Below are 26,328 nucleotides of genomic sequence, written 5' to 3'. Positions count from 1 at the left end.
ACTGAGGTGTATGCGTCATCGCCCCCTCACAGCCGCTCCGGCTATCGCGCTCTGCCTGGCCGTTTCCGCGTGCGGTGACGGAGCTTCGCGCGCGCCGTTCGCCGAGAGCCGCACGCCTCCTGCTGTGACGTCACGCTTCTATCCGCCGCAGGGTTGGGCGTGGGGATACGTGAAGAGTGGCGAGGCGACCGTACAGCGCTATGGGGTGGCCGCGCCCCCTGTCGCGCCCCGCGCCACGATCCTCGTGCTCCCCGGTTATGGCGAGAGCGCTGAAAAGTGGTTCGAGACGGTCACCGATCTCACCCGTCAGGGCTTTAGCGTCTGGGTCCTGGAGCGCCAGGGTCAAGGCGGGTCTGAGCGGTTGACGCCTTGGCGCGACCTTGGACATGTCGATAGCCTTGATCCGGACGTTGCGACGGTGAAGGCGTTCGTCCGAACCGTGATCCGCCCACGGGGCGACACGCCCTTGGTCGTATTGGGTCACGGCGAAGGTGGCTTGATCGCCCTGAGAGCCGCGCAGACCGGCCTCCCCATGGAAGCCTTGGTGCTCTCCGCGCCGACGTTCGGCCTGAAGAGCCTCCCCCGGCCTCGCGCGGACTTTGCGCGGTTCGCGCCGGCGCTCAGGGCGCTGCGGCTTGGCTGGGTTCGATCCCCGGACCAGCCGGGCTGGCGTCGGGACGCGCCTGACGGCGCGGTCCAAGGACTCACCCATGACGTCACGCGCGGCAAGGTGCAGGCCGCATGGATGCTTGCGAACCCGGACCTCCGGATGGGCGGTCGAAGCCTTGGCTGGTTCGCCGCCTTTTTCGATGCGTCAGAAGCTGCCGCGCAGGACGCCCGTAAGGTGGCTGTCCCGGTCCTGTTGCTCAGTGGGGAACAGGACGGCGTCGCCACGGCCGGTCCGCAAGCGCAGCTGTGTCACGAGATGAAGGCGTGCAAGCAGGTCCGCTACCCCAACGCAGGTCATGATCTGCATATGGAATCGGACAGCGTGCGCAACGCCTGGTTGGCGGAGGTTACGACGTTCGCCGCGCCTCGAAAGCCGACCCAAACCCCGCCCGGCAAGGATGATCGTCACGGATTGTGACTCTTTCTTGCAAAGCTGGACCTTCCCCGGCAGACTCGGCGTTTAACGAACGAGAGCGCCTTAGCTCATCGGGGAGGTTTCGCCGGGATGCCGGTAGCTTACGACGTGCGGAACGGCCAAAAGGCCATCTTCGACGCCCTCATCGACGCCCGCGACAAGTATGGCGCCAAGAAGCCGATCCTGGAGGACCAGGATCGCAATCCGTTGACCTACACCGATCTTATCCGGGCCAGCTTCGCGCTGGGCCGTAAGATCGCCGCCATGACCAAACCAGGCGAGCACGTCGGTGTGCTCCTGCCTTCCGGCGCGGGTTCGGTCGTCACCTTCTTCGCCCTGCACGCCTTCGGGCGCGTGCCGACGATGCTGAACTTCACGGCGGGGATCCGGAACATCAAGGCCGCCTGCAAGCTGGCCAAGATCAACCGCGTGCTCACAGCCCACAAGTTTATCGAACTGGGCAAGCTGCATGACATCGTCGATGCGATCGGCGAGCAGGCGCAGGTGACCTATCTGGAGGACGTGCGCGGCACGATCGGCCTACCGGACAAGCTGTTCGCCGCCGCAGCCGGCATGTTCCCGCGTCAGTTTCGTGCGCCGGCCAAGCCCTCGGATAAGGGCGTTGTTCTCTTCACGTCCGGCAGCTTCGGCGCCCCCCGCGGCGTGGTGCTGAGCCAGGAGAACCTGGTCCAGAACGCCATGCAGGTGGCCGCGCACATCGAGCTAGACCCGGATTGGGTGATGTTCAATCCCCTGCCCGTCTTCCACTGCTTCGGGCTAACCGGCGGCGTGATCCTGCCGATCCTGACCGGTATGAAGGCGTTCCAGTATCCTTCGCCGCTGCACACCAAGCAGATCCCGCCGCTGATCAAGGACGCCAAGGCCTCGATCCTGCTGGCGACGGACACCTTCGTGAACCAGTACGCCCGCGCGGCGGAGTCCGACGAACTGTCGGGCCTGGAGTTCGTGGTTTGCGGCGCCGAGAAGGTGCGCGATGAGACTCATACACTGATTAAGGAGCGCTTCGGCGGCGTGCCGCTGCTGGAAGGCTACGGCGCGACCGAGGCCTCGCCCGTCATCGCGGTGAACAAGCCCACCGACAACCGTCCCGGCACCGTGGGCGGTCTGCTCCCCGGTCAGGAAGTGCGTATCGAACCGGTCGAGGGCATTCCAGAAGGCGGCCGGCTCTTTGTGCGGGGTCCCAACATCATGGCGGGCTACCTGCGCGAAGACGGCGGCGTCGACGCCCCCGAGGGTGGTTGGCATGATACCGGCGATGTCGTGAGCATGACCGACGACCAGTGGATCACCATCAAGGGCCGCGTGAAGCGCTTCGCCAAGATCGGCGGCGAGATGGTCTCTCTGACCGCCGCCGAAGACCTCGCCTCTGCGGTCTGGCCGGACGGACGGCATGCGGTGATCTCGATGCCCGACAAAAAGAAGGGCGAAAAGCTCATTCTGGTCACCGATCGCCACGACGCAGATGTCGCGCCGCTTGTGGCGCACGCCCAGACGATCGGCGCCCCGGAACTGGCGGTGCCGCGCAAGATCCTCAAGGTCACGGAAGTCCCCGTGCTCGGCAGCGGCAAGACCGACTATGTCGCGATCCAGCGCATGGCGGAAACCGACACCCAAGCCGCCTGAGGCGTTACGCCGGCTAGAAGGACGCGCCGAGCGCTTCAAGCTCGGCGCGGAAACCCTGCTTGCGGGCGTGCGTCGCCCGGAGATCGGCGACGAAGCTCGCGTGGTCCGGATATTCGCCGAAGTCACCGACCATGACGGCGAGAGACTCGGCCTCCAGCAACTGACGCGCGGCGTCGCTGTAGCGTGTCGCCACGCCGTAGGTCAGCACATGCTGGATGGAGGCGCGCAACAGCAGCGTGGCCGCTAGCGGATAGCTCCCCTCGAGCCGCCGCGCCGCCTCGGTGATGAGGACGTCGTCCGCGCCGTTGATCTCGCCCGAACGGGACAGGACCAGACGCGAGGCCGCCGGGAAGTCCGGCCAAGACACGAAGAACGCCAGCGCGGTGTCAAAGCGCGGGAAGCGTCGCGCGACCGCCTTGGCCTGGTCCTCGGCCTCGACGTCGTCGAAGTCTGGAAGGCCCTTCAGGTAGGTTCTCAGAAGCGGAATGGAGAGCGTGCGCTCGAACTCCGCCCAGCGGCGCTGTTGGGCCTCCTGACGATGCCCGGTGGCCTCCAGCGCCTCCAGCATCACCTCTTCCCAGGCGGCGCGCTCCTCGACGGACGTGGGATGGCGTCCCCGCGCTTCGCCGGGCGCGCCGGCCTGTAGCGTGGCCAAGGCGTCTTCGCCACGGCCGGCCGCGAGCAAGCGCCGGGCGATCTCGGCCGAGACGAGCGGCGTGCGACGAAGCTCCGGCGCGAAGGTCGCCTCGAAGGCGTCGATATCGCCGCTAGCGTCCGCAAGGCGCCGCAAGGCGTCCTTGTAGACCGCCGCCATCGGGTCCGCGCCGCGCAGCCTCTTGGCGTTCATCGCCAGAACGGTCTCCAGCACCTGCCGCAGATGGGCCCGCCCCTGTGGCCCCATGGCGGAGGCCAGGGCGCTGGCGAGCGATCCCATCTGGGCGTGATAGTCGGTCGCCAAGATCTTGGCGGTCCGCTCCGCCAGAGCGATCGGCTCGGGCACGGCCTTCTCGGCGATGGCGCCGATGGAGTCGCGAGCCGTCAGGAAGACATCGCCGATCGGCCCATCGGGTTGGCTCAGGCGATCCAGGGTCGGAGACGCCAAGTCCAGCAGATCGAGCATCAGGCTGAGCGCGGCGGTCGCATCGTCCTGGGCCAGCCGCTCGATCATCCGGCGATGCAAATCGAGGTCCCGGGCGAAAGCCGGGCGCTTGCGCCAGTGGATGCGGGACGACGACTTGCCGATCGTCGCCAGGCGCTTGGAGATTTCCAACGCCAGGCCTTCGGCGCTGGCCTCGGCGAACAGTTCCAGCCGCAGCACGCGTTTGACGTGGCTGTCGCTGGCGAGGTCGAGCAGGATGGCGGCGAGCCGCTCGGCGCCGAGATCCGCCAGATTGGCCTCGGAAAGGGTCGTCTTGGACCCCTTCCGCACCTTCGGCTTTTCACCCGCTGTCGCGGCGGCCTTGCGCGCCATCCAGACTCCCTATGCTGCCCTAGATGTGCAGCACGCGTCCGTAGGCGTCCAGAGCCGCTTCGTGCATCGCTTCCGACATCGTCGGGTGGGCGTAGACGACGCCGTGCAGGTCTTCCTCGGTCGCTTCCAGGGTGATGGCGGTGACGAAGCCCTGGATCATCTCGGTCACTTCGTGGCCGATCATGTGCGCGCCGATCAGGGCGCCGGTCTTGGCGTCGAACACGGTCTTCACGAAGCCTTCGACCTCGCCCGCCGCCACGGCCTTGCCGTTGACGCGGAACGGGAAGCGGCCGGCCTTGACCTCGATGCCGGCGGCCTTGGCGCCGGCTTCGGTGTAGCCGACCGAGGCGACCTGCGGGTTGGCGTAGGTGCAGCCCGGGATCGGCGAGTGGACGTTGGGGGTCTTGTAGCCGGCGATCGCTTCCGCAGCGTGGACGCCTTCGTGGCTGGCCTTGTGGGCGAGCCAGGGCGCGCCGGCGATGTCGCCGATAGCGTAGAGGCCGGGCACATTGGTGCGGCAGTGCTTGTCGGTGACGACGTGGCCGCGATCCAGGCTGACGCCCAGGGCTTCCAGGCCATCGTTGTTCGGCGCGATGCCGACGGCCACGATGCACTTCTCGGCGGTCAGCTGCTCGATCTTGCCGCCGGCTTCCACGGTGACGGCCACGCCGTCCTTGGTCTTCTCGATCTTGCTGACCTTGGCGCCGACGCGGAACTTGATGCCGCGCTTCTCGAACGCCTTCTGGGCGGCCTTCGAGACCTCTTCGTCCTCCACCGGCATGATGCGGTCGATGGCTTCGACGACGGTCACTTCGGCGCCCAAGGCGCGATAGAAGCTCGCGAACTCGATGCCGATGGCGCCCGAGCCGATCACGACCAGGGACTTCGGCATCGACTTCGGCGCCAGGGCGTCGCGATAGGTCCAGATCTTGTCGCCGTCCGAAACTGCGCCGATGGCCGGAATTTCGCGGGCGCGGGCGCCGCTGGCCAGGATCACGTTCTTGGCCTGCACAGTGCGGCTGCCGCCGGCCTTCAGGGCGATGACGACCTTGGGCGCCGGGGCGCCCTTCTCGAGCTTGGCCTCGCCTTCGATCACCTCGATCTTGTGCTTCTTCATCAGGAAGGCGATGCCGCCCGACATGTTCTTGGCCACGCCGCGCGAACGCTCGATGATCTTGCCGAAGTCGAAAGAGGCCTTCTCGACCGACAGACCATAGCCGCCCAGGTGCGACAGCTGCTCGTAGACCTCGCCGGACTTCAGCAGCGCCTTGGTCGGGATACAGCCCCAGTTCAGGCAGATGCCGCCCAGGTTTTCACGCTCGACGATGGCCGTCTTCAGGCCCAGCTGGCTGGCGCGGATCGCGGCCACATAGCCGCCAGGACCGGCGCCGATGACGACGACATCGAATTCCGTGGACATGTTCTTCTAACCCTGACTTTGGCGACCGCACGAGGGAGCGCGCGACGCCGATCGACCAGTCTGCAAACCGGTCTGGGAGAAACTAGAGCAGCGCCTCGACCGCGACCTTCAGGTCTTCCGGCTTCACGGTCGGCGCGAACCGATCGACGACCTGGCCGTCCTTGCCGATCAGGAACTTGGTGAAGTTCCATTTGATCGCCTCGGTGCCCAGCACGCCCTTCTGTTCCTTCTTGAGGAACTTGTAGAGCGGATGGGCGTCGGCGCCGTTCACATCGATCTTGCTCATGACCGGGAAGCTCACGTCGTAGGTCAGCGAGCAGAAGTTCGCGATCTCGGCGGCGTCGCCCGGCTCCTGAGCGCCGAACTGGTTGCAGGGGAAGGCCAGCACCGTGAAGTCACGATCCTTGTACGCTTTGTAGAGCGCCTCCAGGCCTTCGTACTGAGGCGTGAACCCGCACTTGCTGGCGGTGTTCACGATCAGCAGAACCTGTCCGCGATAGTCGGCCAGGCTCACGTCCTGGCCGTCCAGCGTCTTGGCGGAATAGTCGTAGACCGACATGGCCATCCCCTCCCCGCGCCCTGATCAGACGATCAGGGTCAGCGGTTCTTCGATCAGCGGCTTGAACGCCGCCAGGAACTTGGCGCCGACCGAGCCGTCGACCACGCGGTGATCGCAGGTCAGGGTCACGGTCATGACCGTGGCCACGGCCAGCTGGCCGTTCTTGACGACCGGACGCTGCTCGCCCGCGCCGACGCTCATGATCGCGCCCTGCGGCTCGTTGATGATCGAGGCGAACGACTTGATGCCGAACATGCCGAGGTTGCTGATCGAGAAGGTGCCGCCTTGGAATTCCTCGGGCTTCAGCTTCTTGTCCTTGGCGCGCTGGGCCAGGTCTTTCATCTCGGCGGAGATCTGGGCCAGGCCCTTGGTCTCGGCCTTGCGGATGATCGGGGTGATCAGGCCGCCATCGACCGCCACGGCGACGGCGATGTCGGCGTGGTGGTGCATGGCGATGCCTTCCGGCGTGTAGCTGGCGTTGGCTTCCGGCACCTGCTTCAGAGCCACGGCGGCGGCCTTGATGACGATGTCGTTCACCGAGACCTTCACGCCCTGCTTCTCAAGCAGGCCATTGATCTTGGCGCGAGCGGCCAGCAGGGCGTCGATCTCGAGATCGATCGTCAGCGGGAAGTGCGGGACGTCGCGGAAGCTCTCCGTCATGCGACGGGCGATGGTCTTGCGCATGCCGTCCAGTGGAACGAGGTCGTAGGAGCCGGCGGGGATGCCCATCTGCTCCAGCGACTGGGCCTGACGCGGCGCGGCGGCGGCCGGAGCTGCAGCGGCGGGCGCCGAAGCCGGAGCGGCCTTGGCGGAGGGCGCGCCGGACTTAGCGGCTTCGACGTCCGACTTGATAACGCGACCATGCGGCCCCGTGCCCTTGATGGCCTTCAAGTCCAGGCCGGCGGCCGAAGCCAGGCGGCGAGCCAGCGGCGACGCGAACACGCGCGAACCGTCAGCAGCGACCGGAGCGGGAGCAGCCGGAGCAGCGGCAGGAGCCGCAGCAGCGGGAGCCGCCGCCGCAGCCGCGGCCTTCGGCGCCTCGGCCTTCGGCGCCGGCGCGGGGCTTTCGCCCTCGCCCGCCAGCTTGGCGATCAGCGCGTTGACCTTGACGTTCTCGGTCCCGGCCTCGACCAGGATCGCTTCCACGACGCCTTCATCGACGGCTTCGACTTCCATCGTCGCCTTGTCGGTCTCGATCTCGGCGATCACGTCGCCGGCCTTGACGGTGTCGCCGACCTTGACGTGCCACTTGGCGAGGGTCCCCTCCTCCATGGTGGGCGACAGGGCGGGCATCAGAATGTCGATCGACATTGAGCTTTTTCCTCAATCGTTCGGGACGTTGTGGAGCCCCTTTTTCGGAAAGGGCCGGCGTCCACGATACCCCGCTTTGACGCGGGATGAATGTCTTGGCCAAGAGCAGCGGCCCCCGCCCGGGGGCGAGGGCCGCGATCTCTTAGCGGTAGCAAACCGTCTTGGCCGCCTTCACGATCTTCTCGACCGAAGGCAGGCTGAGGGCTTCCAGGTTCGCCGCATAGGGCAGCGGCACGTCTTCCTGGCAGACCCGCAGCGGCGGGGCGTCCAGGTAGTCGAAGCCGAACTCGGTGATCCGGGCGACGATTTCGGCGCCGACGCCCATCGGGCCCCAACCTTCCTCGACCGTGACCAGGCGGTTGGTCTTCTTGACGCTTTCCAGGATGGTCGCGTGGTCCATTGGACGGATCGTGCGCAGGTCGACGACCTCGGCGGCGATGCCTTCCTTCTCCAGCTCCTCGGCCGCCTTCAGGGCGAAGCCGACCATGCGGCTGTAGGCGACCAGCGTGACGTCCGAACCTTGACGACGGACCTTGGCCTTGCCGATCGGCACGACCCAGTCCTCAACGTCCGGGATGTCGAACTCATGGCCGTACATCATCTCGTGCTCGAGGAAGACGACCGGGTTCGGATCGCGGATCGCGGCCTTCAGCAGGCCCTTGGCGTCAGCAGCGTCGTAGGGCGCAATGACCTTCAGGCCCGGAACATTGCCGTACCAGGCGGCGTAGTCCTGGCTGTGCTGGGCGCCGACGCGCGAAGCCGCGCCGTTCGGGCCACGGAACACGATCGACGACTTGATCTGGCCGCCCGACATGTAGAGCGTCTTGGCGGCCGAGTTGATGATGTGGTCGATCGCCTGCATGGCGAAGTTCCACGTCATGAACTCGACGATCGGCTTCAGGCCGGCCATGGCCGCGCCGACGCCCATACCGGCGAAGCCGTGCTCGGTGATCGGCGTGTCGATGACGCGACGGTCGCCGAACTCCTGCAGCAGCTCGCGGCTGACCTTGTAAGCGCCCTGGTACTGGGCGACTTCCTCGCCCATCAGGAACACGCGGTCGTCGCGGCGCATCTCTTCGGCCATGGCGTCGCGCAGGGCGTCCCGGACCGTGATCTTCTTCAGCGGCTTACCGTCGATCTCGGGATCGGCGAAGGTCGACACGGCGGAGATCGGACCGCCAGCAGCCGGAGCCGCCGCGACCGGGGCCGGCGCGACTTCTGCGGCGGGAGCGGCAGCGGCAGGAGCCGCAGCTTCACCTTCGCCCTTCAGGCGCGCGATCAGCGTATTGACCTTGACGTTCTCGCTACCGGCCGGAACCAGGATGGCTTCGATCACGCCCTCATCGACGGCTTCGACTTCCATCGTCGCCTTGTCGGTCTCGATCTCGGCGATGACGTCGCCGGCCTTGATGGTGTCGCCTTCCTTCACCAGCCACTTGGCCAGGGTGCCTTCCTCCATCGTGGGGGAAAGCGCGGGCATCAGGATGTCCGTCACTCGGCGGCCTCCAGGTAGACGTCGGTATACAGTTCCGAGGGATCGGGCTCGGGGCTTGTGCGGGCGAATTCGGCGGCCTCGGCGACGATGCGCTTCACTTCCGCGTCGACACCCTTCAGGTCGTCTTCAGTGACGCCGGCCTTGGCCAGACGTTCCTTGATGTGGTCGATGGGGTCACGGGTCGTCTTGACCTCGTCGACCTCTTCCTTGGTCCGGTACTTGGCCGGATCCGACATCGAGTGGCCGCGATAGCGATAGGTCTTCATCTCGAGGATGTAGGGACCTTGGCCGCTGCGGGCGTGCTCGGTGGCGCGGGCGCCGGCTTCGCGGACGGCGATGACGTCCATGCCGTCGACTTCCTCGCCCGGGATGCGGAACGAGACGCCGCGCTTGTGGAACGCGGTTTCCGAGGCGGCGCGCTCGACGGCCGTGCCCATGGCGTATTGGTTGTTCTCGATCACGTACACGACCGGCAGCTTCCACAGCTGAGCCATGTTGAAGCTTTCGTAGACCTGGCCTTGGTTGGCCGCGCCGTCGCCCATGTAGGCGTACGAGACGTTGCCGTTGTTCTTGTAGCTGTTGGCCAGAGCCAGGCCGGTGCCGAGCGCCACCTGAGCGCCGACGATGCCGTGACCGCCGTAGAAGCCGGTAGCGATGTCGAACATGTGCATCGACCCGCCCTTGCCCTTGGACGAACCGCCGGCCCGGCCGGTCAGTTCAGCCATGACTTCGCGGGGATCCATGCCCGCCGCCAGCATGTGGCCGTGGTCACGGTAGCCCGTGATGATCTGGTCGCCCTTCTGGGAGATCGACTGCATGCCGACCGCGATGGCTTCCTGACCGATGTACAGGTGGCAGAAGCCGCCGATCAGACCCATGCCGTAAAGCTGGCCGGCGCGCTCCTCAAAGCGGCGGATCAGCAGCATGTCCTGATAGAATTTCAGGAGCTCGTCCTTGCCGACGAAGGCGTTGACACCGGTTTCCGGCGCCTTTCCCTCGGAGGCGTCAGCCTTGCGCGTGCGCGCCATTCAAATCTCCCTGGCCAATCTTCATCGCGGCCTTCATCCGATGAGCGCTTCCGGCCGAAAATTCGTCGGTTCCGCGAAGGTCACGCCCTGGTGTCTACTCAAATCGAACGCGAATCTCGGCGATCCTCGTACGATCCGCCGTCATCCCCGAGTGTAATGACGGATCAGCGCGAACGCTTGACCCGGATCACATAGTCCCTCGGATCGGCGTATCCTAGGAGCGAGCGAGCGCGCTCTTCCAAAAGATCAGCCGACAGACTGCCGCTGCGTAATAGACGAGCGCGGGCCTCCAGGTCCATCCTCTCCGCGCGTATCTTCCTGAGTTCTCTCGTTTTTGCTGCGAGGTCCGCATTGCGCTGCGAAATGGAAAGCAGGCCTCGATCGCCCGTCAGAGCGTGAAAGGCGAAGTAAAAAATCAGGAAGAAGATCGCCGCGGTCGGCAGGAAGGGTTGCAGTCGGGCGAACATCTTGGCGTCCCAAAGAGGGATTCGCAGGATCGCCGACTGGCCTTAACGCCTTCTAAATCCGGGTGTTGAGCAGGGTTATCGACCGATCGCCAGACAGGCGAATGATGCTTTCATCTGAGATCGTTTCATCCGCATCTAGATACCGCGCCGCCGAAGCTATTTCGCGGTAGCGAAGGCGAGGAAATTGGTCTCGTTTGAAACGACCGAGCCGCTTTTAGAAAATTTGTGGGTAAACGATGTTCGACGAAGTCTGCTTCCCCCTCGCTAAGCCGATCCGAGCGGGAATCGCACACGTAAAGGGCGCGCCCGCTTTCGCAGGCGCGCCCCCTTCAGCTTAAACTTGAACCAGTCGTCCTAGCGACCCTTGAGCGCCGCCCGGCCGGCGTAGACGCCCTGGTCATCCAGCATTTCCTGGATACGCAGGAGCTGGTTGTACTTGGCCGTGCGGTCCGAGCGCGCCAGCGAGCCCGTCTTGATTTGACCGCAGTTCAGCGCGACCGCCAGATCGGCGATCGTGCTGTCTTCGGTCTCGCCCGAGCGGTGGCTCATGACGCTGGTGTAGCCATGACGGTGAGCGAGCTCGACGGCGTCGATCGTCTCCGACAGCGTGCCGATCTGGTTGACCTTGACCAGGATCGAGTTGGCCAAGCCCTTGTCGAGGCCGATCTGCAGGCGCTTGGGATTGGTGACGAAGAGATCGTCGCCGACCAGCTGCACCTTCTTGCCCAGCGTATCGGTCAGCAGCTTCCAGCCGTCGAAATCGTCTTCGGCCATACCGTCTTCGATCGTCAGGATCGGGAACTTGGCGACCAGGCCGGCCAGGTAGTCGACCATGGCGGCGGGATCCAGCGACTTGCCCTCGCCTTCCAGCTCATACTTGCCGTTCTTGAAGAACTCGGTCGAGGCGACGTCGAGGCCCAGGACGAAGTCGTCACCAGCCTTGTATCCGGCCTTCTCGCCAGCCTTGACGATGAAGTCGAGCGCAGCTTCAGCCGACGCCAGATTAGGGGCGAAGCCGCCTTCGTCGCCGACATTGGTGTTGTGACCGGCGTCCTTCAGGGCCTTCTTCAGGGCGTGGAAGATCTCCGCGCCCATCCGCAGGCCTTCGCGGAAGTCCTTGGCGCCGGTCGGCAGGATCATGAATTCCTGGATGTCGATCGGATTGTCGGCATGGGCGCCGCCGTTGATGATGTTCATCATCGGGGTCGGCAGGACACGGGCGTTGACGCCGCCGACGTACTTGTAGAGCGGCAGGCCGGCCGACTCGGCGGCGGCCTTCGCGGTGGCCAGCGACACGCCCAGGATGGCGTTGGCGCCCAGGCGCGCCTTGTTCGGCGTGCCGTCCAGCTCAATCAGCAAGTTGTCGACCCGGCGCTGGTCTTCGGCGTCGACGCCCGACAGCGCGTCGAAGATCTCGCCGTTGACGGCGTCGACAGCCTGCTGGACGCCCTTGCCCAGATAGCGCGCCTTGTCGCCATCGCGCTTTTCGTTGGCTTCGTGCGCGCCCGTCGAGGCGCCCGACGGCACGGCGGCGCGGCCAAAGGCGCCGTCCTCGAGAATGACATCGACTTCGACGGTCGGGTTGCCCCGGCTGTCGAGAATTTCACGGGCGATGATGTCGACGATCTCGGTCATGGACTTCTCCTCAAGGCCAAAGGCGCGGGAGCCTTAGCCCCCAAGCGTCCGGGGCGCAACTTGACTTCCCCATGGGAGGCCGCGTGATCGTCAATAATCCAAGGGAGGACCCCATGCTGCTGGTCGAACGACATGGATCCGTGGCGGTTGTCACGATGAACCGACCCGAAGCCATGAACGCCCTCTCCAAGGCCCTTCGGCTGGCGCTGCATGACGCCATGGTGCGACTGGACCAGGATCCCGACGTCAGCGTGGTCGTCCTGACGGGCGCCGGCGATCGAGCCTTCACTGCCGGACTGGATCTCAAGGAGCTGGGCGGCGATCCCACAGCGCTAGGTGCGGCGAACGATCAGGACGCCCGCTCTAATCCGGTGCGCGCGATCGAACGTTGCCGCAAGCCCGTCATCGGAGCGATCAACGGCGTCGCGATCACCGGTGGGTTCGAGGTGGCGTTGGCATGCGACGTCCTGCTGGCGTCAGAGAACGCGCGGTTCGCCGACACCCATGCACGCGTTGGGATCATGCCGGGCTGGGGGCTTTCCCAGAAGCTTTCCCGCCTCATCGGGCCCTACAGAGCCAAGGAGCTGTCCTTGACCGGGAACTTCCTGGACGCTCGCACCGCTGCGGACTGGGGGCTGGTCAATCGCGTCACGTCCGCGAGCGAATTGTTGCCGGCGGCGCTGCGCATGGCCGAGGCCATGTCCAGCATCCCCGTGGACACGCTCGCCTTCTACAAGTCCCTGATCGACGATGGATACGCCTTGGCCCTCGGCGAAGGCCTTTCGCTGGAGAACAGCAGGTCAAGTGATCGCAATCGCGCCGTGACGCCCGAGGCGGTCGAGCAGCAGCGACATCACGTTATGGAACGTGGTCGGGGGCAGTAGTACGGCCCGGTTCTACGCCTGTAGCACCGTGGGAAAACCGCCCTGCCCGAGCCGGAACAGGACTTTTCCAGCGCCGAAATCCAACTCGACCCTGGCGAACAGCCTCAGGAGGTCGACTCCGAACAGGGCCGCAGGTCGCTCGTTGAGACCCCAGTGGTTGAAGACGTGGAGATCCGCAAACGCCATCGGGGTATTGGTCAGCCGCAGGTCGCCCATCTTGATGTTTGGGATGATGCGGAATTCGCCCAACTGAATTTCGCCGCTCGCGGTAAGCAAACGGATCCGTTCGACCGGGTCGGGTGAGCGGCGGCGCTTCGCCGCGATCGCACGCGCCAAAGCCATATTGCCGATGCTGACCCCACCGCCGGAGTCGATGAAAGCCAAGGATCGGGCGCCGGCGATCCGCGAGTCCGCCAGCGTGAGCCGCCCGTAGCGCGAATCCGCGACGACCGACACCTCGCGCGAACTGACATAGGGCTCGAAGCTGGGCGAGCTTCGCCGGACCTCGAGCTGGTTCCGACGAAAGTCGATGACGACATTTCGTCCTTCGAGAGCATCGACCCCAAGCAGTCCATCGGCGCCAACGCGATCGTAGGGCAATACCGGCAGGATGCTGTTCGTCAGACCGGTTTCTCCGGCCCGCAATGTCTGGACCAGCGCTGTCTGGCAGGTGACTGCGGCGGTGGCGCCATGGACAAGGACATCGGGTCCTCGCGGCAGGTTGAGGCGCTCGGCCAAGCCAGGGGTCAGCACGGTCCTATCCGCGCCAGTATCGACGACAAAGCGGAAGCCGCTCACGCCATTGATCGTCGTCGCGACGGTCAGCCGGGAGTCGCTGTCGAGCGCCGCATCGAGAATCACGAGCGGCTCTTCGGCCAGCTTGGCGGCGCGCTCGTTCTTCCCGCCCTTAGGCGCAGTCTGGCCAACTCCGCCGGCGACAGCGGTTGTGCTCAATAAGCCAGGCCCGGCAAGGATTGATCCCAATCCTCCGGCCAGCGCGCGACGTGTGACCATCGGCTCGCTCCTCCCAACGGGAAGGGTAACACCGTTTTTCGGCGCGCACGACGAAAAGCGCCGCCGGTACCAGCCCGGCGGCGCTTTCAAATCGTCAGAGGCGAAAGGAGACTTAGTCTTCCTTCGGCGTCAGGATCTGCTTGCCGTTGTACATGCCGGTCTTCAGATCGACATGGTGCGGACGACGCAGTTCGCCCGTGTCCTTGTCCTCGATGAACGAGTTGGCGCCCAGGGCGTGGTGCGACCGGCGCATGTTCCGGCGAGAAGGCGAAGTTTTTCTTTTAGGAACGGCCATCGAAGTGACTCTGCTCGCTGAGCGTGAAAATCGAGAGCGGCGGCTTGGGAGCGCCCGAGCCGCCGCGTGAGGGCGGGCTTATGCCCGAATCTGTAGGAAGATGCAACCTCGTCATCAGACGAGGCGTCCATGCTCCTTCGCGGCCGCGATAAAGCTGGCGAAAAGCGGGTGCGGGGCGAACGGACGGCTCTTCAGTTCAGGGTGATACTGCACCCCGATGAACCACGGATGGTCGTCCCGCTCGACGATCTCGGGCAGCACGCCGTTGGGCGAGCGGCCGGTCAGTTTCAGGCCTGCATCCTCCATCAGGTGGACGTAGCCGATATTGACCTCGTAGCGGTGGCGGTGGCGTTCGCTGATCTCAGTCGCGCCATAGATCTCGGCGACCTTCGAACCGGCCGTCAGGACGGCGTCATAGGCGCCCAGGCGCATGGTCCCGCCCAAGTCGTCGCTGGCGCGGCGCTGGACGGTCTCGTTGCCCTTGATCCACTCGGTCATGATGCCGACCACAGGACGCTCCGTAGGGCCAAATTCGCTGGAGCTGGCGTCGGTGATCCCCGCGACGTTCCGCAGGGTCTCGATGACCGCCATCTGCATGCCGAAGCAGATGCCGAAGTACGGCACCTTGCGTTCGCGGGCGAATTGGGCCGCGCGGATCTTGCCTTCCGCGCCGCGTTCGCCGAAGCCGCCGGGCACCATGATGGCGTGGGCGTTCTCCAGGCGCGCTGCAGCCGCCCCCTCGTCGCCCTCGAAGGTCTCGCTCTCGACCCAGTCGAGGTTGACCTTGACCTTGTTGGCCAAGCCCCCGTGATGCAGGGCCTCGATCAGCGACTTGTAGGCGTCCTTGAGCACCGTGTACTTGCCGACCACGGCGATGGTGACCTCGCCATCGGGATGCTGGACGGTGTCGTCGATGGTTTTCCAGCGCGACAGGTCCGGCGCCGGCGCGTCGCGCATACCGAACACGTCCAGCACCTCGGCGTCCAGACCCTGCTCGTGATAGTCGATCGGCACGGCGTAGATGGACGATGAGTCCATCGCCTGGATCACCGCGCTGGGCCGCACGTTGCAGAACTGGGCGATCTTGCGCTTTTCCTCGGCCGGGATCTCCTGCTCGCAGCGGCACAGCAGGATGTCCGGCTGGATGCCGATCGAGCGCAGCTCCTTGACCGAGTGCTGGGTCGGCTTGGTCTTCATCTCGCCGGCCGTCTTGATGAACGGCAGCAGGGTCAGGTGCACGTAGCAGCTCTGGCCGCGCGGCAGGTCCTGGCGCAGCTGGCGGATGGCTTCGAAGAACGGCAGCCCCTCGATGTCGCCGACCGTGCCGCCGATCTCGACCAGCACGAAGTCAACGGCCTTCTCGCCCGTCTCGTCCATGGCCGGCGACAGGACGAAGTCCTTGATCTCGTTGGTCACGTGCGGGATCACCTGGACGGTCGCGCCCAGATAGTCGCCGCGGCGCTCCTTCTCGATGATCGTCTTGTAGATCTGGCCAGTGGTGATGTTGTCGGCCTTGGTCGCCGACACGCCGGTGAAGCGCTCGTAGTGGCCAAGGTCGAGGTCGGTTTCGGCCCCGTCGTCGGTCACGAAGACCTCGCCGTGCTGATACGGGCTCATCGTGCCCGGATCGACGTTGAGATAGGGGTCGAGCTTACGGAGGCGGACCTTGTAGCCGCGCGCTTGCAGCAGCGCGCCGAGCGCCGCCGAGGCCAGACCTTTGCCAAGCGAGGAAACCACGCCGCCGGTGATGAAGATGTACCGCGTCATGGGCGACCAGATTACCCGTGATTCGTGGACGCGGGGAGAAAGACCCGCGTTCATCAACAAGATTAAACCCCCGAGGTGGCCCTCGGGGGTCGGTGAAAGCGCCGTCGGGGACGGTTAGGGCTTGGGCTGGCTGGCCGGAGCCGGGGCCGGCTCGGCGGGAGCCAGGAGCGCGGGCTGCTGGGCGGCCGGCGCGGGCGTGTTGATCTGCGGCGCCGGCGCCTGGATCGCGCCCGGCTGGGCCGACGAGGGGAGCGAGTTCAGCGAGCCCGGAGCCGGCGTCGGGGCCGGCACGTTCTGCAGCGTCTTTGCGTCCAGGCCCTGGATGCTGTCGGCGACCGAGCCGCTCTTGTCCAGACGGCCGGTCAGGATGGTCAGCGTCAGGCTGATGATCAGGAAGATCGAGAACAGAATCCAGGTGATCCGCGTCAGCAGGTCGCCAGCGCCGCGTGCGGTCATCAAGCCGCCCGAGTTGCCGCCCATGCCCAGGGCGCCGCCCTCGGAACGCTGCAGCAGCACCACCCCGATCAAGGCGAGGCAAACGACGATGTTGATGGCCAGCAGAACGCCGATGAGCATGACGAATGTATTCTCGATCCGGGCGCAGGCCAAACCCGCGCGAAAAACGAAGCGGCCCCTCTACCACTAGAGGCGGCTACACGCCATAGCTGGGAAGCGTCGTCGCGAACGCAAGCCCTCAAGCCTCTTCCAAGGACCGCATGATCCTCGAGACCAAACGCCTCATCATCGCCCCCCTCACGGTGGACGACGCGCCGCTGGTCTATCCATTCTTCAGCGACGCCGAGGTGATGTCCGGTCTCGACCAGGAGCCGATCGAGGACCCGGATGAGGTGGCGAGTCGCGTTGCGGCTCAGGTCGAGGAGATGGCCGCTGGCGACGCCGCCTATTGGGCCATCCGCCGCGCCGACGATGGCGCGTTCATCGGCTTCTGCGAATTCTTTGATATCGATCGCCGACGCGACAGCGCCGAGATCCGCTTCGCCATCGCCCGCGCGGGGTGGGGCCAGGGTTTTGGCTTGGAGGCCCTGAGCGCCCTGCTCGCCCAGGTCGCCGCCGAGGACCTGAAGACCATCACAGCTCGCGTCCATGTCGGCGACGCGGCCGCCGAGCGCCTGTTGGCCAAGCTTGGCTTCCGCGCTGACGGCTACATGAAGGGCGCGGTGCACCGCGACGGCGAACGCCGCGACCGGCGGGTCTATGTGCTGAAGCTGTAAGCGCTCCAATCCTCCTGCGCCTGGCGAGGCCGGGGTCGCCTAGGCCACCCTTTCACGCCGCTACCCCTTCGCCAGCTTGGCCAGGACCGTCAGAATCTTCTCGGCCGCGTCGAGACGCTGGGCGGGTGTGTCCCATTCGCCCTTGATCACGACCTTCTGGTCGGGGCGCACCTTCCAGATCAGGCTGTTCTTGGCGACGTGCTGCATCAGCCCCAGCGGGTTCGCGTAGCTGTCGTTTCGGAAGCTGGCCACTGCGCCCTTTGGGCCGACGTCGATCTTGGCGACATTGGCCTCGCGGCACAGGCCCTTGATGGCCACGACCTTCAGCAAGCTGTCGGTTTCGGGCGGCAGCGGGCCGAAGCGGTCGATCATCTCGGCGGCCAGGGCTTCGCGGTCGGCGGCCTGCTCAGCCTCGGACAGGCGGCGATAGAGCGACAGACGCACATTGAGGTCCGGCACATAGTCGTCCGGGATCATCACGGCCGCGCCGGTGTTGATCTGCGGCGACCAGCCCCGGTCTTCCAGGAGAGCCTCCTGGCCTTGTCGCTGCTTCAACTCGGCGACGGCGTCCTCCAGCATCTGCTGATAGAGCTCGACGCCGATCTCCTTGATGTGGCCGCTCTGCTCGTCGCCCAGGAGGTTGCCGCCGCCGCGCTGGTCCAGGTCATGGCTGGCCAGCTGGAAGCCGGCGCCCAGGCTGTCCAGCGACTGCAGCACCTGCAGGCGCTTCTCGGCCGACAGGGTCAGGGACTTTTCGACCGGGGTCGTTAGATAGGCGTAGGCCCTGGCCTTGGAGCGGCCGACGCGGCCTCGGATCTGATAGAGCTGAGCCAGGCCGAACATGTCGGCGCGGTGGACGATCAGGGTGTTGGCCGACGGGATATCGAGGCCGCTTTCCACGATCGTCGTCGCAAGAAGCACGTCGTACTGGCCCTCGTAGAAGGCCGTCATCACGTCTTCCAGCTGGGTGGCCGCCATCTGGCCGTGGCCGACGACGTACTTCACCTCGGGCACCTGGGTGCGGAGGAACTTCTCGATGTCCTCCAGGTCCTTGATGCGCGGCACCACATAGTAGGACTGGCCGCCACGATACTTCTCGCGCAGCAAGGCCTCGCGCAGGGTCACCGGGTCAAACGGACTGATGTAGGTCCGCACCGCCAGGCGATCGACCGGCGGGGTGGCGATGATGGACATCTCGCGGATGCCGCTCAGCGCCATCTGCAGGGTGCGCGGGATCGGCGTGGCCGTAAGCGTCAGCATGTGCACATCGGCGCGAAGCTCTTTCAGCTTCTCCTTGTGCTTGACCCCGAAGTGCTGCTCCTCGTCGACGATGACGAGGCCCAGGTCCTTGAACGCCACCTGCTTGGACAGGACGGCGTGGGTGCCGACCACGATCTCGAACTGGCCATTGGCCAACCCCTCGCGGGTTTCGGCGGCTTCCTTGCCAGTGACCAGGCGCGACAGGCGCGTGACCTTGACCGGCCAGCCCTGGAAGCGGTCCTTGAAGGTCTTGTAGTGCTGGCGCGCCAGCAGGGTCGTCGGGCAGACGACCGCGACCTGCTTGCCGCTCATCGCCACCACGAAGGCCGCGCGCAAAGCGACTTCGGTCTTGCCGAAGCCGACGTCGCCGCAGATCAGGCGGTCCATCGGCTTGCCCGACGACAGGTCTTCCAGAACGTCGTGGATGGCGCTGAGCTGGTCGTCCGTCTCCTCGTAGGGGAAGCGGGCGCAGAACTCGTCGAACACGCCCGACGGCGGGTCGGTCTCCTCGACGGTCTTCAGCTGGCGGGCGGCGGCGATCTGGATCAGGCCCTCGGCCATGACCCGCAGGCGCTCCTTGGCTTTCGCCTTACGGCCTTGCCAGGCCGCCCCGCCCAGCTTGTCCAGCTGCACGTTGTCGGCGTCGGCGGCGCCGTAGCGGGTCAAGAGGTCGATGTTCTCGACCGGCAGATAGAGCTTGGCCTCGCCGCCATACAGCAGGTCCAGGCAGTCATGCGGCGCGCCCTGGACGTCGAGGGTCTTGAGGCCCTCATAGCGGCCGATGCCGTGGTCGATGTGGACGACGAGATCCCCCGGCGTCAGGGCGCTGGCCTCAGCCAGGAAGTTGGCGGCGCGGCGCTTCTTGCGCGGGCGCGCCAAGCGATCGCCCAGGATGTCGGTCTCGGAGATGACCGCCAGGCTGTCGGTCTCGAAGCCGTGGTCCAGCGGCAGCACGACGCGCTGAGGAACCTTGGGGTCATTGGCCTTGGCCGCCTGCCAATAGCCGGCATAGGGGATCTTCTTCAGGCCGTGATCGGCCAGCATGGTCCCCAGGCGTTCCGAAGAGCCCTCGGACCACGAGGCGAACAACACCCGCTTGCCCTCCGCAGCCAGTTTCTTGGCGTGGTCGGCGGTCGCTTCGAAGAGATTGACGCTGTCCTGCGCCCGCTCGGCGGCGAACACGCGGCCAAGCTTGGCGCCCAGGTCAACGACATCGAGTCCTTGCGGCTGGAACGGGGTGAAACGCCGATGGGGGCGGTCAGAGAGTTCGCGCTCCCACTCCTCGGCGGTCAGGTACAGCGCCTCGGGCGCCAGAGGACGATAGGCCGACTTGCGGTCGGCGCTCGCGCGGGCGTCATAGGCGTCCTGGATCATGGCCAGGCGCTCATCGCGCGCCTCGGCGGCCTGGTTGTCGACGCCGATCAGCGCCCCGGCGGGCAGATAGTCAAACAGCGTCGACATCCGCTCGTAGAACAGCGGCAGCCAGTGTTCGAGACCGGCCCGGCGACCGCCCTCGCTGACGGCCGCGTACAGCGGATCATCGCCTGGCGCGCCGAACTCGGCGACATAGCCCTTGCGGAAGCGCGAGATGCCGTCGGCGTCCAGCAGCGCCTCGCTGACCGGCAGGAGATCGATCTCCTTCAGTTGCTTGGTCGAACGCTGGGTTTCGGGATCGAAGGCGCGGATGCTTTCCAGCGTGTCGCCGAACAGATCAAGGCGCACCGGCTCCTCGGCGGCCGGCGGATAGACGTCGATCACCCCGCCGCGGATCGCGAACTCGCCACGCTCCGACACCGTGGAGGCGCGCGTGTAGCCGTTCACGGCGAAATAGCGCTCGAGGTCCTTGATATCGACGCTGTTGCCGACCTTGGCCGAGTACGAGGCGCGGAGCAGCACCTCTTTGGTCGGCACGCGCTGCAGGAGCGCCGGCGCGGCGATCACCAAGATCGCGGCCTTGCTGTCGCCAAGCCCGCGCGCCAGCCTAGACAGCGTCGCCATGCGGGTCGCCGAGACGCCCGAGGACGGACCGATCCGGTCGTAAGGCAGGCAGTCCCATGACGGAAACAGCACCGCCTCGATTTCGGGCGCGAAGAATTTCAGCGCGTCGACAAAGGCGCCGGCTCGGGCGGTGTCGCGGGCGACGAAGGCGGTCAGGCCGCCGCGCGCGCGGGCGATGTCGGCCATGACCAGGGCGTCAAAGCCCTCCGGCGCGCCGGCCAGGGTCAGGCCGCCGGCGGCCTTGGCGATCTGCTTGGCGTCGTAGCTCATGATGTCAGGCGCCATCTCCAGTCGGGCGCGAAGCATGCGCCTCGAACCTGAACGCGCGGATCTTCGCCATGACATCAGTTTCAAATTCCGCCGGCGTCGGCTCCTGTCCCACGATCCAGGCGTAGATCTCGCGATCCGACTGCTCGAGCAGGGTCTCGAGCGTGTCGAACTGCTCGGGCGTCAGGCTCGGCCCATGGGTGTCCGCGAACGGCCCCAGGATGAGGTCCGCTTCGCGAAAGCCGCGGTGCCAGGCGCGGAAACGAAGGCGGCGAAGGCGGGAGTCGTGGTCGATGGTCATGTGCGGGCGGATATAGAGCGGCGTCAGGGCTTGCGCCACTCCATGATCACGTACCATGGGGCACGTCGGTACCTGTCAGCACGCGACGGATCGCCGCCGGTGGGCGCAGGCTCGTCGAAGTGAGTGAGGACGAGGCCCTGCGCCAGGAACCACTGCATGTAGTCCTTCAAGGGGCGGTGCCAATTGATGATCCGGATGCCGCGCCAAGCCTCCCACTTGGCGCGAACCTCCAGATAGTGGTCGATCGCGAAATGCTTGGGGTGACCCAGTAGGTTCCTCTGCCAGCCGTCATTGGCGCGCGCGGTGGAGAAGCTCGTGAGGTTGGCGACCAGCAAAGTCCCTCCGGGCTTGAGCACCCGGGCCATCTCGGCGATGGCGCGATCGGCCGCCGCTATGTCGATCAGCGACAGACACGACACCACAAGATCGAAACTCGCGTCGGCGAACCCCAGCTCCTCGGCGCGACCGTCGACATAGGCGCCCTGGGGGTCACGCGCCCGCGCCGCTTCGAGCAACTCGGCGGTCGGGTCCAGCCCCGTAGGATCAAAGCCTTCGGCCCGAAGGATCCGACAGAACCGCCCTTCCCCGCAGCCGACATCCAGCGCCTTGCCACCTTCCAAGCGCCGCAGCCGCGCGATCATCGGCGCATCAAGAACAAACCGCCGACCGTAATCGCCCCGCTCGCCCATGTCGGCGATCCAGGCCTTGGCGGAGTTTTTCCACCCCCCGTCGTTCATCTTTCGAATACTCCGCTTCGCCCTTGCGACGATTGACTTTGCCGACTTTCGGCCTATTTATCCCCAGCTTCGGAGCAGGTCTGGCGAATCCGCGCCGCCCGCTCGCCCAAGCACGGGCGGCTCCGAGCAGACCAGCGTGTAAATGACCGAATTTTCCGACCTCGGGCTCTCGCCCACGACCCTGCAGGCGGTCGCCGACACCGGCTATACCACTGCCACGCCCATTCAGGCCCAGGCCATCCCGGTGGCCCTCGCCGGCCAGGACGTCCTCGGCATCGCCCAGACGGGCACCGGCAAGACCGCCGCCTTCACCCTTCCGCTGATCGACCGTCTGCAGTCGGGACGCGCCAAGGCCCGCATGCCGCGCGCCCTGGTCATCGCTCCGACCCGTGAACTGGCCGACCAGGTGGCCGCCAGCTTCGAAAAGTACGCCAAGGGCACCAAGCTCTCCTGGGCCCTGCTGATCGGCGGCGTGTCGTTCGGCGACCAGGAAAAGAAGCTGGACCGCGGCGTCGACGTCCTGATCGCCACGCCGGGCCGCCTGCTCGACCACTTCGAGCGCGGCAAGCTGCTGATGACCGGCGTGCAGTTCCTGGTCGTCGACGAAGCCGACCGCATGCTGGACATGGGCTTCATCCCGGACATCGAGCGCATCTTCAAGATGACGCCGCCGAAGAAGCAGACTCTGTTCTTCTCGGCGACGATGCCGCCGGAAATCACCCGCCTGACCAAGCAGTTCCTGCGCGATCCCGTTCGGATCGAGGTGGCGCGTCCGGCGACCACCAACGCCAACATCACTCAACTGCTGGTCAAGGTCCCAACCTCTGATCCCAAGGCAAAGCGCCTCGCGCTGCGCGCCTTGATCGAGAAGGCCGGCATTGAGACCGGCATCGTTTTCTGCAACCGCAAGACCGAGGTCGACATCGTCGCCAAGTCGTTGAAGGTGCACGGCTACGACGCCGCGCCGATCCACGGCGACCTCGACCAGACCCAGCGCATGAAGACCTTGGCCGACTTCCGGTCTGGCGCGCTGAAGATCTTGGTGGCCTCGGATGTCGCCGCGCGCGGCCTCGATATCCCCGCCGTCAGCCACGTCTTCAACTACGACGTCCCGCACCATGCCGACGACTATGTCCACCGCATCGGCCGCACCGGTCGCGCTGGACGGACGGGCATTACCTACATGCTGGTGACCCCGGCCGACGACAAGGGTTTCGACAAGGTCATCAAGCTGATCGGCTCGACGCCCGAGGAAGAAAAGCTCGATCTCGACTACTCCAACGCCGTGACGGTAAAGCGCGAAGGCGACCGCAAGCGCGGTGGTCGTGACCGTGACCGTGGCGAGCGCGGCGATCGTCCCGCACGCGGACGCGCTCGCGGCCGTGATCGCGCCGAAGAGACGGTCGAAGCGCCCGTCGAGTCCGTCGCCGAAGTCGCCGAGGCGCCCGCGATGGCCGAAGAGCGACCGGCGCGCGAACGCCGCCCGCGCCGCGAACGCGAACCCAAGGCCGCCGCGCCCGCCCCGACGGCGGTCGAAGCCGAGCGCCCGGCCCGCGCCGAGCGCCCTGAACGTCCAGAACGTCCAGAACGTCCAGAACGTCCGGTACGCGGCGTTCAGCCGGTCCGCGATCGCGATGATGATGATCGCCGCGTCGTCGGCTTCGGCTCGGATGTTCCGGCCTTCCTCGCCCGTCCCCCGCGCGGCGCGAAATAGTCTGCGAAGAACGGTCGAACTTTACGAAGGCGCCGGGCGATCGTCCGGCGCTTTTTCGTTTGACGTCCGGGGCGCCTAAAGCGCGGCTTCGACGAAACGGAGAAGGTCGGTCAGATCCGGCCTGAAAGCGAACTTGAAGCCTCGTCTCAGACGCGCCAGCAGCGGCGCTGCGTGCGCCGGACTGGGCGAGGCGCAGACATAGCCGCGCCACTCGACCCCGACCTGACGACAGGCCGCCCTCACCCACTGGCTGGTGAAGTTCGCGGGCTGGATCTCGATCACCCGCGCGCCGCGCGGGAGGAACACGGCGTTGGCCAGGGCGGCGCCGCTAGCGCCCACGACGATCTCAGCGTCGCGCATCAAAGCGACCTGCTCGCGCGCGCCGAGGGTTTCAGGACGCACGATCTTGAAGCCCCGCGCCTGCAGGGCCCGCTCGAAGGCCGCCTCGCCGACCATTACCCGCATCGACTGGCCGCGACGCGACAGATAGATTCGCCGCGCACCGGCGCCGGGAGGCGCGTTCGCGGCGACTCGCTCGGCCAAGGTCGCCAGAAGGCCGTTCGGGTGGTGCAGGAAATGATCCATGCTGGTGGCGAACGCCGCCCGTCCAAGCCGGACGATCGCCGCGTCGACCTCCTGCAACTGGAACCCGGGCGCGGCCATAGCGATCAGATCGCGCTGCCAGTCCGTCAGGCGCGGAGCCAGAAGCGGCGTATCCGTGAGAAGACCCGCCTGCTCGAGCGCCAGGATCGACGAAAGAGCGTCGATGACGAAGTGCCCGTAGTTGAATCCCGCCCCCCAAGGCAGGAAAACCGCGCCGCTTTCAAGGAACGGCGCGTCCTTGGGCGCTGACAGGCCAGCGCCGCTCGATATGACGCCCGGGAGTGCGGAAAGATCGGCCGAGCCGTGTCGCGCCTCGCCAACCGTGGCGTTGTAAAGCGCGCCATCGGTCCCGATCACCGCGCCGAAGCCCGGATACCACCAGCAAGGACCCACCGCGCACAAGGCCGGAACATTCACCGGCGGCGGCGCTGGTAGCGTGAACGGCCAAGCCAACGCTGCAGGGCCGCCTAGCACGCCGACTGGCGCGCCGTCCGAAGCGTCATGCTCGGGCGACCACGCCACGCCGGTTTCGCCCCGGGCGAAGCGCTCGCGCAGGGCGTCCGGCAGCATAGGCGGCAGGTCGCGCGCCTCCACAACGGGGCGCAGGGAAATCGGCGCGGTCATGGCCCGCTTGGAGCATGCCGCGCCGCGATTGGCTACTTCTTGATCTGCCCGGCGAGGTACTTGCGGATGCCCTCGCCATAGGGTGGCCGCAGGCCCAGCATAGGAGCGATGTCTTTCTTCAATTGTTGGAAAACGGCCTTGCGGTGGCTGAACTCTCGGAAGCCGTCGTAGCCGTGATAGGCGCCCATGCCCGCCGGACCGATACCGCCGAATGGCAGGTCCTCCTGCGCCACATGGAAGATGACGTCATTGACGGTGACCCCGCCGCTGGTCGTACGCTCCAGAACTCGGTCCTTCTCGGCCTCGTCGGTTCCGAACCAGTAGAGGGCCAATGGTCTGTCGTGCGCGTTCACATAGTCGACCGCTTCATCGACGGTCTTGTAGCCCTTCACCGGCAAGACGGGTCCGAAGATCTCTTCCTGCATGACCTTCATGTCGTCGGTGGGGTCAATGATCAGGGTCGGCGGGATCTTTCGGTGTTCCTGTTGCGAAAGATCCTCGCCCGCTGGATTGATCTCGACGACCCGGGCGCCCTTGGCGCGGGCGTCGTCGACATAGCCCTTCACCCGGTCATAATGGCGCTGGGCCACCACGGCGGTGTAGTCGGGATTGTCCTTGATCGTCGGGAAGTAGCGTCCGACGGCGGCCTGGGCTTCCTGAACGAAGCGCTCGACATCCTCCTGCGGGGCCAGAACGTAGTCGGGCGCCAGGCAGATCTGACCTGCGTTCAGCGTCTTGCCGTTCATGATCCGCGCGGCGGCCGTGCCCATGTCCGCGCCGCGCGAGAGGATCACGGGGCTCTTGCCGCCGAGCTCCAGGGTCACAGGCACCAGATTTTCCGCCGCTGCGCGCATCACGTGCTTGGCCACCGAGGTCGCGCCCGTGAAGACGAGATGGTCGAACGCAAGACCGGAGAAAGCCTGCCCGACCTCAGGGCCGCCCACGAACACCGCGACCTCTTCTTCGCTGAACGCCTTGGCGAACATGGCCTTAAGAAGGTCCGAGGTCGCTGGCGTGAACTCCGACGGCTTGATCATCGCCCGGTTACCGGCGGCGAATACGCCGGCCAGGGGCGCGAAGGTCAGGTTAACGGGGAAGTTCCAGGGGCTGATCACGCCGACCACCCCTTTGGGCTGCCATTGCACCGTGGCCTTGGCGCCGAATAGGCCCAGGATCGTCGGCGTCGTCTTGCGCTTCTCCGGTTTCATCCACTTGGTCAGATGATCGCGGGCGTGCTTCAGTGGCCCGATGGAGCCAGCGACGTCGGTCAATGAGGTCGCTTCGGGCGACCGCGAGCCAAAGTCGGCGTTCACCGCCTTGGCGATCTCAGCCTGGTGTCCGACCAGCAGGTCGATGCTCCGGTTCAGCCAATCGATTCGCGTCTCGGCGCTGGGCGGCCCTTCTCGGAGGTGTGCGGCCTTCTGGCGCTGTAACACGTCATTCATCGCCGCCTTGTGTGCGTCGAACGACAGATTCACCGGTGCGTTCATGGCTCGTCGCTCCTCCCAGGGGCCGGCC

Annotated in this window: 22 protein-coding genes; 5 read left to right on the top strand and 17 right to left on the bottom strand. The window is 66.0% G+C overall.

The genetic code is table 11. The annotated features are described in order from the left end of the window. The first annotated feature begins 10 nt into the window (after positions 1 to 10). Entirely contained in the window at positions 11 to 1,087 is a 1,077-nt protein-coding gene (locus tag J2X45_RS03655) for an alpha/beta hydrolase (RefSeq protein WP_310211418.1), read from the top strand. 87 nt (positions 1,088 to 1,174) lie between these two features. Next, positions 1,175 to 2,728 (top strand): AMP-binding protein, encoded by a 1,554-nt coding sequence (locus J2X45_RS03650; protein WP_310211417.1) that lies wholly within the window; start codon positions 1,175 to 1,177, stop codon positions 2,726 to 2,728. Positions 2,729 to 2,741: 13 nt separating this feature from the next. Here the strand turns inward: J2X45_RS03650 and J2X45_RS03645 are convergent, their stop codons facing one another. The 8 genes from J2X45_RS03645 to eno all read right to left on the bottom strand — a co-directional run bounded on the left by J2X45_RS03645 (position 2,742) and on the right by eno (position 12,114). Further along, complete coding sequence (locus J2X45_RS03645) at positions 2,742 to 4,199, bottom strand: DUF6880 family protein (protein WP_310211415.1); 1,458 nt, start codon at positions 4,197 to 4,199, stop codon at positions 2,742 to 2,744. 19 nt (positions 4,200 to 4,218) lie between these two features. Further along, complete coding sequence (gene lpdA, locus J2X45_RS03640; RefSeq protein WP_310211413.1) at positions 4,219 to 5,619, bottom strand: dihydrolipoyl dehydrogenase; 1,401 nt, start codon at positions 5,617 to 5,619, stop codon at positions 4,219 to 4,221. Between the two features lie 82 nt (positions 5,620 to 5,701). Then, positions 5,702 to 6,184: a glutathione peroxidase gene (locus J2X45_RS03635; RefSeq protein WP_310211411.1), complete on the bottom strand. Its 483-nt coding sequence runs from the start codon at positions 6,182 to 6,184 to the stop codon at positions 5,702 to 5,704. Positions 6,185 to 6,202: 18 nt separating this feature from the next. Continuing rightward, on the bottom strand, positions 6,203 to 7,489 hold the full coding sequence (locus tag J2X45_RS03630) for a pyruvate dehydrogenase complex dihydrolipoamide acetyltransferase (protein WP_310211409.1): 1,287 nt from the start codon (positions 7,487 to 7,489) through the stop codon (positions 6,203 to 6,205). Between the two features lie 142 nt (positions 7,490 to 7,631). Continuing rightward, on the bottom strand, positions 7,632 to 8,984 hold the full coding sequence (locus J2X45_RS03625) for a pyruvate dehydrogenase complex E1 component subunit beta (RefSeq protein WP_310211407.1): 1,353 nt from the start codon (positions 8,982 to 8,984) through the stop codon (positions 7,632 to 7,634). Further along, complete coding sequence (gene pdhA / locus J2X45_RS03620; protein WP_062099884.1) at positions 8,981 to 10,012, bottom strand: pyruvate dehydrogenase (acetyl-transferring) E1 component subunit alpha; 1,032 nt, start codon at positions 10,010 to 10,012, stop codon at positions 8,981 to 8,983. The genes J2X45_RS03625 and pdhA overlap by 4 nt, the downstream gene beginning before the upstream one ends. A gap of 164 nt (positions 10,013 to 10,176) precedes the next feature. Next, complete coding sequence (locus J2X45_RS03615; RefSeq protein ID WP_096033270.1) at positions 10,177 to 10,479, bottom strand: septum formation initiator family protein; 303 nt, start codon at positions 10,477 to 10,479, stop codon at positions 10,177 to 10,179. Positions 10,480 to 10,833: 354 nt separating this feature from the next. Beyond that, positions 10,834 to 12,114, bottom strand: coding sequence for a phosphopyruvate hydratase (eno, locus tag J2X45_RS03610; RefSeq protein WP_310211404.1), 1,281 nt, complete (start codon positions 12,112 to 12,114; stop codon positions 10,834 to 10,836). A gap of 113 nt (positions 12,115 to 12,227) precedes the next feature. Here eno and J2X45_RS03605 point away from each other — a divergent pair, with 113 nt between their 5' ends. Continuing rightward, a complete protein-coding gene (locus tag J2X45_RS03605; protein WP_310211402.1) occupies positions 12,228 to 12,998 on the top strand; it encodes an enoyl-CoA hydratase in 771 nt (256 codons plus the stop codon). A 12-nt stretch (positions 12,999 to 13,010) separates the two neighbouring features. Here the strand turns inward: J2X45_RS03605 and J2X45_RS03600 are convergent, their stop codons facing one another. The 4 genes from J2X45_RS03600 to secG form a co-directional block, all read right to left on the bottom strand. Then, entirely contained in the window at positions 13,011 to 14,012 is a 1,002-nt protein-coding gene (locus J2X45_RS03600) for a retropepsin-like aspartic protease (protein WP_310211399.1), read from the bottom strand. A 112-nt stretch (positions 14,013 to 14,124) separates the two neighbouring features. Next, positions 14,125 to 14,307: a 50S ribosomal protein L32 gene (gene rpmF / locus J2X45_RS03595; protein ID WP_010919589.1), complete on the bottom strand. Its 183-nt coding sequence runs from the start codon at positions 14,305 to 14,307 to the stop codon at positions 14,125 to 14,127. Between the two features lie 114 nt (positions 14,308 to 14,421). Further along, on the bottom strand, positions 14,422 to 16,074 hold the full coding sequence (locus J2X45_RS03590; protein WP_310211396.1) for a CTP synthase: 1,653 nt from the start codon (positions 16,072 to 16,074) through the stop codon (positions 14,422 to 14,424). A 114-nt stretch (positions 16,075 to 16,188) separates the two neighbouring features. Beyond that, on the bottom strand, positions 16,189 to 16,650 hold the full coding sequence (gene secG / locus J2X45_RS03585; protein WP_310211394.1) for a preprotein translocase subunit SecG: 462 nt from the start codon (positions 16,648 to 16,650) through the stop codon (positions 16,189 to 16,191). 140 nt (positions 16,651 to 16,790) lie between these two features. Here secG and J2X45_RS03580 point away from each other — a divergent pair, with 140 nt between their 5' ends. After that, a complete protein-coding gene (locus tag J2X45_RS03580) occupies positions 16,791 to 17,306 on the top strand; it encodes a GNAT family N-acetyltransferase (protein WP_310211392.1) in 516 nt (171 codons plus the stop codon). Between the two features lie 60 nt (positions 17,307 to 17,366). On the opposite strand, the gene mfd is transcribed toward J2X45_RS03580, so the two are convergent. From mfd to J2X45_RS03565, 3 genes are read right to left on the bottom strand one after another with little or no spacing between them, the layout of a single operon-like run. Continuing rightward, positions 17,367 to 20,834 (bottom strand): transcription-repair coupling factor, encoded by a 3,468-nt coding sequence (mfd, locus tag J2X45_RS03575; protein WP_310211390.1) that lies wholly within the window; start codon positions 20,832 to 20,834, stop codon positions 17,367 to 17,369. Positions 20,835 to 20,838: 4 nt separating this feature from the next. Further along, positions 20,839 to 21,132, bottom strand: a complete 294-nt coding sequence (locus tag J2X45_RS03570) for a succinate dehydrogenase assembly factor 2 (protein WP_310212087.1) — start codon at positions 21,130 to 21,132, stop codon at positions 20,839 to 20,841. Positions 21,133 to 21,155: 23 nt separating this feature from the next. Beyond that, positions 21,156 to 21,869, bottom strand: a complete 714-nt coding sequence (locus J2X45_RS03565; protein ID WP_310211388.1) for a class I SAM-dependent methyltransferase — start codon at positions 21,867 to 21,869, stop codon at positions 21,156 to 21,158. 142 nt (positions 21,870 to 22,011) lie between these two features. Between J2X45_RS03565 and J2X45_RS03560 the strand changes: the two genes are divergently transcribed. Then, on the top strand, positions 22,012 to 23,583 hold the full coding sequence (locus tag J2X45_RS03560; RefSeq protein WP_310211386.1) for a DEAD/DEAH box helicase: 1,572 nt from the start codon (positions 22,012 to 22,014) through the stop codon (positions 23,581 to 23,583). 75 nt (positions 23,584 to 23,658) lie between these two features. Here the strand turns inward: J2X45_RS03560 and J2X45_RS03555 are convergent, their stop codons facing one another. Together J2X45_RS03555 and J2X45_RS03550 are read right to left on the bottom strand one after the other, a co-directional pair. Further along, positions 23,659 to 24,810 (bottom strand): DUF563 domain-containing protein, encoded by a 1,152-nt coding sequence (locus tag J2X45_RS03555; RefSeq protein WP_310211384.1) that lies wholly within the window; start codon positions 24,808 to 24,810, stop codon positions 23,659 to 23,661. Positions 24,811 to 24,842: 32 nt separating this feature from the next. Next, positions 24,843 to 26,300 (bottom strand): coniferyl aldehyde dehydrogenase, encoded by a 1,458-nt coding sequence (locus tag J2X45_RS03550; RefSeq protein ID WP_310211382.1) that lies wholly within the window; start codon positions 26,298 to 26,300, stop codon positions 24,843 to 24,845. Positions 26,301 to 26,328: the final 28 nt, after the last annotated feature.

Origin of the sequence: Caulobacter sp. BE264, assembly GCF_031457805.1 — a bacterium.
Taxonomy (GTDB): domain Bacteria; phylum Pseudomonadota; class Alphaproteobacteria; order Caulobacterales; family Caulobacteraceae; genus Caulobacter.
Note: the sequence above shows the minus strand (reverse complement) of the source record. Positions and strands in the feature narration are given on the sequence as shown.

Bases quoted from the DNA above. Each gene is read 5' to 3' on its own strand.
- J2X45_RS03605 (WP_310211402.1), top strand. From the start codon at position 12,228: ATGCTGCTGGTCGAACGACATGGATCCGTGGCGGTTGTCACGATGAAC.
- J2X45_RS03590 (WP_310211396.1), bottom strand. From the start codon at position 16,074: ATGACGCGGTACATCTTCATCACCGGCGGCGTGGTTTCCTCGCTTGGC.
- J2X45_RS03600 (WP_310211399.1), bottom strand. From the start codon at position 14,012: ATGGTCACACGTCGCGCGCTGGCCGGAGGATTGGGATCAATCCTTGCC.
- pdhA (WP_062099884.1), bottom strand. From the start codon at position 10,012: ATGGCGCGCACGCGCAAGGCTGACGCCTCCGAGGGAAAGGCGCCGGAA.
- J2X45_RS03645 (WP_310211415.1), bottom strand. From the start codon at position 4,199: ATGGCGCGCAAGGCCGCCGCGACAGCGGGTGAAAAGCCGAAGGTGCGG.
- J2X45_RS03655 (WP_310211418.1), top strand. From the start codon at position 11: ATGCGTCATCGCCCCCTCACAGCCGCTCCGGCTATCGCGCTCTGCCTG.
- J2X45_RS03555 (WP_310211384.1), bottom strand. From the start codon at position 24,810: ATGACCGCGCCGATTTCCCTGCGCCCCGTTGTGGAGGCGCGCGACCTG.
- J2X45_RS03635 (WP_310211411.1), bottom strand. From the start codon at position 6,184: ATGGCCATGTCGGTCTACGACTATTCCGCCAAGACGCTGGACGGCCAG.
- J2X45_RS03570 (WP_310212087.1), bottom strand. From the start codon at position 21,132: ATGACCATCGACCACGACTCCCGCCTTCGCCGCCTTCGTTTCCGCGCC.
- lpdA (WP_310211413.1), bottom strand. From the start codon at position 5,619: ATGTCCACGGAATTCGATGTCGTCGTCATCGGCGCCGGTCCTGGCGGC.
- mfd (WP_310211390.1), bottom strand. From the start codon at position 20,834: ATGAGCTACGACGCCAAGCAGATCGCCAAGGCCGCCGGCGGCCTGACC.
- eno (WP_310211404.1), bottom strand. From the start codon at position 12,114: ATGACCGAGATCGTCGACATCATCGCCCGTGAAATTCTCGACAGCCGG.
- secG (WP_310211394.1), bottom strand. From the start codon at position 16,650: ATGCTCATCGGCGTTCTGCTGGCCATCAACATCGTCGTTTGCCTCGCC.
- J2X45_RS03565 (WP_310211388.1), bottom strand. From the start codon at position 21,869: ATGAACGACGGGGGGTGGAAAAACTCCGCCAAGGCCTGGATCGCCGAC.
- J2X45_RS03560 (WP_310211386.1), top strand. From the start codon at position 22,012: ATGACCGAATTTTCCGACCTCGGGCTCTCGCCCACGACCCTGCAGGCG.
- J2X45_RS03630 (WP_310211409.1), bottom strand. From the start codon at position 7,489: ATGTCGATCGACATTCTGATGCCCGCCCTGTCGCCCACCATGGAGGAG.
- J2X45_RS03580 (WP_310211392.1), top strand. From the start codon at position 16,791: ATGATCCTCGAGACCAAACGCCTCATCATCGCCCCCCTCACGGTGGAC.
- J2X45_RS03650 (WP_310211417.1), top strand. From the start codon at position 1,175: ATGCCGGTAGCTTACGACGTGCGGAACGGCCAAAAGGCCATCTTCGAC.
- J2X45_RS03615 (WP_096033270.1), bottom strand. From the start codon at position 10,479: ATGTTCGCCCGACTGCAACCCTTCCTGCCGACCGCGGCGATCTTCTTC.
- J2X45_RS03550 (WP_310211382.1), bottom strand. From the start codon at position 26,300: ATGAACGCACCGGTGAATCTGTCGTTCGACGCACACAAGGCGGCGATG.
- rpmF (WP_010919589.1), bottom strand. From the start codon at position 14,307: ATGGCCGTTCCTAAAAGAAAAACTTCGCCTTCTCGCCGGAACATGCGC.